The following is a 5177-nucleotide window of genomic DNA, read 5'->3' on the forward strand; positions in this document are numbered from 1 at the left end:
GGGGCGGTCCACCCTTGGGCGGCCAGGCGGACAACCTGGGCGCGGCGGCGCACCTTGTGGGGCACCAGGGGATTGGTCTCCAGTTCCCGCAGCCGGGCATCTTCCTCAGGGGTCAGGTGGACACGCAGAGGGGCTGGCATGGGACAATTATAATGCGCGGGCACTTAGGCCTGGAGTACGCCCTTGGCCCCATGGCCCTGCGCGGCGGCCTGGGCCTGGAGGGCGGCCTCCGCTTCGGCGTAGGAGCGGGGCTGAACCTGGAAGCCATGACCCTGGACCTGGCCCTCACCACCCATCAGGCCCCTCTGGTGGGGGGAACCGTCTACGGCCTCGCCTTGGCCGTAGGTTTCTAAAGGGAGGAAACCATGAAGCGTCCCCTGCTGCTTGCTGCACTGCTTCTGGTTCTGGCCGCCTGCAGCGGCCACACCGTCCACCGGGTGGAGGTGGACTTCCTAAGCTTCGTGCCTCAGGCCAACCGCTCCGGCCCCCTGGACCTCACCACCGCCCAGGTACGGGTCCCCGACGACCCCGCGGGGCAGCTGGTCCAGGTCCCCGGGGCGGAGGCCCTGCTGGATGGGAGGGTGGTGGCAAAGGCGGAGGTCCGCAACACGGGCACCCTCCCCGCCCAGGTGGACCTCGAGGTCCGTATGGCCCCCCAGAACGACACCGACCTCTACGACGGCACAGGCGGGGACCTGGAGGCCAAAAAGGTAAGCCTCAGCCTGAACCCTGGGGAAACGGGCACCCTGGACCTCTCCTTGGACCTAGCCCCCGGTAACCCCGCTTTTGACCTGGTGAAGTCGGGAGCCTTCCGCATAGGGGCCCGCCTCTCGTTAAGTGGGGAGAAAGTAGACTACACCCTCACCCAGGGGGAGGTATCCCTCCGCCTGAAGCTCTTCAACCTCATCCCCACCCCCTAACGGTCGGCGAAGAGGAAAAGCACCTGCATGAGGGCCTCGGGGTAGTCCCGGGGCCTCAAGACTTTTTTCTCCAGGCGGAAGCCAGGGGGGTACTGGGTGATCTCCACCCTAAAGGGCAAAGCCCTGAGGCCCCGGGCGTCGTAGTCCAGGGGCCAGCGGGGGAAGATCACCTGCAGGTGGGTGAGATCCTCGGTAATGGAGACCACCCCTTTCCGCTCCGCTACTAGGCGGAGGCGGGCCAGGGCCAGGAAGTTCTCCGCCTCCTCGGGAAGTGGGCCATACCGGTCCTTGAGCTCCCTGGCGATGCGGGAAACCTCCGCCAGGCTCCGGGCCTCGGCGAAGCGGCCGTAATAGCGGCTTCTGGCCTCGAGGCTCGGCACGTACTCCGCGGGAAGCCGCGCGGAGAGGGCCAGGTCCACCGTCACCCGGGGCCTTTCCTCCTTCACCTCGCCCTTGAGCTTGCGAATGGCCTCCTCCAGAAGCTCGCTGTAGACCTCGAGGGATAGGGCCCGGATATGCCCGTGCTGCTCAGGGCCCAGGAGATTCCCCACGCCGCGGATTTCCATGTCCTTCTCCGCCAGGAGGTGGCCGCTTCCCAGGTCGGAAAGATCCGCAATGGCGTTGAGGCGCTTCTCCGCCGCCTCCGTGAGCCTGGGAGGATGGAAGAGGTAGGCGTAAGCCTCCTGCTCCCGCCGCCCCACCCGGCCCCGGAGCTGGTACAAGGTGGCCAGGCCCAAGCGGTCCGCCCGCTCAATGAGGATGGTGCCCGCCTCAGGGATATCCAGCCCCGACTCGATGATGGTGGTGGCCAAGAGGACATCGTAGGCCCCCTCCGCGAAAAGGAGCATGGTCTCCTCAATCAGGCCCTCTGGCATCTGCCCGTGGACTACGCCAATGCGGGCCTCGGGAATGAGGGCCTCCAGGTAGCGCCTCCTTCCCTCTATGGAAGCCACCCGGTCGTGGACGTAGAAGACCTTCCCTCCCCGTTCCAGCTCCGCCAACACCGCCTCTCGCACCAGCACCGGGTCAAAGGGGGCTAGGAAGGTCTTTATGGGCTTTCGGCCCGGGGGCGGGGTCTTTATGCTGGAGAGGTCCTTGAGGCCTACTAGAGCGGAGTAAAGGGTGCGGGGGATGGGGGTGGCGGAGAGGTAGAGGGTGTCCACCTCCGCCTTGAGCTCCCGGATCCTTTCCTTCTGGGCCACCCCAAAGCGGTGCTCCTCGTCCACGATGAGGAGGCCGAGGTCCCTAAAGGCCACGTCCGGCTGGAGAAGGCGGTGGGTGCCGATGACGATGTCCACACCCCCCTCCCGCAGGCCCCGGAGGACCGCCTCCTCCTCCTTAGGCGGCGTAAAGCGGGAGAGCACCGCCACCCGTACGGGAAGACCCTGGAAGCGCTCGCGAAACGTCTTGCCGTGCTGTTCCGCCAGAAGGGTGGTGGGCACCAAGAAGGCCACCTGGGCCCCATGCCCCACCACCCGATGGGCCGCCCGCAGGGCCACCTCGGTCTTGCCAAAGCCCACGTCCCCGGAAACCAGGCGGTCCATGGGGTAGGGAGCCTCGAGGTCCCGCAAGACCTCCTCCAGGGCCCGCTTCTGGTCGGGGGTGAGCTCGTAGGGGAAGCCCCCTTCCACCAGGGGGTCCCAGTCGGGCAAGGGGGGAAAGGCCCGGCCTGGGGTGGCCTTGCGCTTAGCCTGGAGGACGAGAAGCCTTTGGGCAAGCTCCTCCACCTCCTTTTTCGCCCGCTCCTTGGCCCTTTGCCACTCCCCCTTCCCCAGGGAGGAAAGCTCGGGCGGTTCATCGGTGGTGCCGGGGTGGCGCTTCAGGAGGGGTAACTGCTCCACGGGCAGGTAAAGCCGGCCCTCCCCGCGGTAGCGAAGCACCAGGTAATCCCGCCTGGCCCCCAGGACCTCCCGGGTCTCCAGGCCCAGGTACTGGCCGATGCCGTGATCGGGGTGGATGAGAAAGTCCCCTGGGGTTAAGGCCCCCGGGTCAGTAAGCCCCTCCCCCACCCGCAACCTGGCCCGCACCGCACCGGTGGCAAAGACCAAGGCCTCGGTGAGGAACACCTCCTCCCCCCACTCCGCCCCCCCCTCGAAGGCTCCCCTGAAAAGGGAAAGCTGGCCTTTGGGACCCGGAAACCGCTCGGGTACCTGGGGATGAAAGGGGGCAAGCCGCCTTTTCAGGTAGTCCAGGGTGCGCTCGTGGGCCACGAAGAGGCTAACCCGCCTCCCCTCCCCAAGCCAGCGGGCAAGGTCCTTTTCCAGGGATTTAAGGCTTCCCCTGTACGGGGGAAAGGGCCTCACCCCCAGGTCCAAGGGAGGAAGCTCCACCCCGCCCCCCAGGGCCACCACCCGACGCCCTTCCAGCAAGGGCCAGATCTCCTTCGGGGCCAGGGCCGGGGTGTCCAGGTACACGGGACCCGAAAAGTGGAGGATTTTCCTGGAAGGGAAGGCTTCCGCCTTCCCCGGTTTGGGTAGGAGAATATGCCGCTTGCGCGCCTCCCCCCCCACCAAAAGCCTCTCCAGCTCCTCCCCGAAGAACTCCAGCCGAATCCCAGAAAGCTCCAGCACCTCCCCCAGCACCCGGTAATCCTCATCCCGGGCGTACCCCATCCGCAGGAGGCGGTCCAGTAGCTCTCCTCGAGGATAGCTTCGGCCCACCTCCAACACGAGCCGCCAGGCGGAGGGGTCCTCAGGAAAGGGAGCGAGGGCCTCCTCGTAACTCATCACGAAGAGGGCCCGCTCCTCCCAGGCCTCGAGGCCGGGGTTCACGTACACCGGTGCCCCGAAGGCGGAGAGGTCCCGGTAACGGCGTAGCCGGTCCTCCGGGGCTAGGAGCACCGAGGGGGGGCGTTCCTGGGCAAAAAGCAGGGCCGCCACCACCTGCGGCAGGGCCAGGCGGTGGCCGTAAAACCTCTCCAGGGCAACTTCCATGGGCTTGGGGCCCGAAGGCCAACGCCTATTCTACCGCGTAGGCGTGGACCGCCAAAGCCCCGAGGCCCACGTTGGCGGCGATGGTGGCCCCGGAGCGGGTGATGCGGCCCCGCTCTAGGCGCAAGGCGCCTTCTAGGCCTCTCTTAAGCGCCTCCAGCCACTCGCCCTTGGCGTCGGTGTGGGCAATGGTGATTCGGGCCGCACGTCCCCTAAACTCCTCCAACACCAGCCGGGCCAGGGTCTCGGGCACGGCGTTCTCCCGGGCCACCCGCAAAAAGCGAATGTGCCCCTTCTCGATGCGCAGGATAGGCCTCAGGCCCAGGAGGTTTCCCACCACCTCCCCAAAGCGGGGCAGGCGGCCGTTTCTGGCCAGGTGGGAGAGGTCGGCCACGCTGAAGTAGAGGCTGGAGCGCTTGAGCCTCTCCATTTCCCGCACGATTTCTTCCTCCTCTGCCCCCCGCTTAAGCATCTCCACCGCCCGAAGGACCATGGCCCCCAGGCCTGCCGATACCATCCCCGAGTCCACTATCCGGATACGGGTGGGGGCCACTTTTAGGGCCGCTTCCCGCGCCCTTTCCACCGTCTTGGAAAGCTCGCCCGAGACATGGATGGAAAGCAAGCGGTCGTAGACCTGGAGGTGCCGCTCGTACACCTCGGCAAAGTCCTCCACCCCGGGGGGCTCGGTCACGGGCTCCGCCCCCGCCCGCATGGCCTGGTAAAGGGCGTCGGGGGTAAGTTCCTGCCAGTCCTTATAGCGGCGGCCCATGAGGTGCACGTAAATGGGCACAAGCCCTACCGCTTCCTCCTGAAGCACCTTGGGGGAAAGGTCCGCTGCGGTGTCGGTTACCAAACCCAGCTCCACGCCCCCCATCTTAAACCGAGTCAAAGCCCGGAAGGCTATAATGCCCAGCGGGTTTAGGCCATGGTCTTGGTCACCGGATTTGAACCGTTCACCGGCATGGGGCACACCCCTTCCGCTGCGCTCCTTGGCCTGCTACCGGACACAGCGAGAGGAGAGCCCATCTTGAAGGCAGTGCTTCCCGTGGACGCGCTCGCGCTTCCTCAGGCCCTGGAAAACCTCCACGCCCGTGGGCCCAGGGCCGTGCTGCACCTGGGACTAGCGGAAAATCGGTCCTCCTTCACCCTGGAGCGCCTGGCGCTGAACCTCCTGGACTTTGAGCGCCCCGATAACCAGGGAAGGGTGCTGGCGGACGCCCCCGTGGTCCCTGGGGGCCCTTTGGCCCTCGAGGCCCGCTTTCCCTTAACTCAAAACTTGCACTTATCCACCCCCCGCATACCCATGCGCCAGGGGACCACTTGAAAA

At 66.5% G+C, this 5177-nt stretch carries 4 protein-coding genes and 1 pseudogene; 3 read left to right on the forward strand and 2 right to left on the reverse strand.

All coding sequences use genetic code 11. The features are described 5' to 3' along the window. Window positions 1-152: 152 nt before the first annotated feature. Window positions 153-353, forward strand: coding sequence for a hypothetical protein (locus C2847_RS11970; protein ID WP_244187485.1), 201 nt, complete (start codon window positions 153-155; stop codon window positions 351-353). 12 nt (window positions 354-365) lie between these two features. Then, window positions 366-920, forward strand: a complete 555-nt coding sequence (locus C2847_RS11975; RefSeq protein WP_105318552.1) for a lipoprotein — start codon at window positions 366-368, stop codon at window positions 918-920. Here the strand turns inward: C2847_RS11975 and mfd are convergent. Next, a complete protein-coding gene (gene mfd, locus C2847_RS11980; protein ID WP_105318553.1) occupies window positions 917-3853 on the reverse strand; it encodes a transcription-repair coupling factor in 2937 nt (978 codons plus the stop codon). The two genes, C2847_RS11975 and mfd, sit on opposite strands and share 4 nt — an antisense overlap. Before the next feature lie 25 nt (window positions 3854-3878). Next, a complete protein-coding gene (locus C2847_RS11985; protein WP_105318554.1) occupies window positions 3879-4715 on the reverse strand; it encodes a DegV family protein in 837 nt (278 codons plus the stop codon). A 60-nt stretch (window positions 4716-4775) separates the two neighbouring features. Here C2847_RS11985 and C2847_RS11990 point away from each other — a divergent pair. Further along, window positions 4776-5117 (forward strand): annotated as a pseudogene (locus C2847_RS11990) (pyroglutamyl-peptidase I family protein); the annotation flags it as partial. Between the last annotated feature and the right edge of the window lie 60 nt (window positions 5118-5177).

It is taken from the genome of Thermus tenuipuniceus (genome assembly GCF_002964845.1).
Taxonomy (GTDB): domain Bacteria; phylum Deinococcota; class Deinococci; order Deinococcales; family Thermaceae; genus Thermus; species Thermus tenuipuniceus.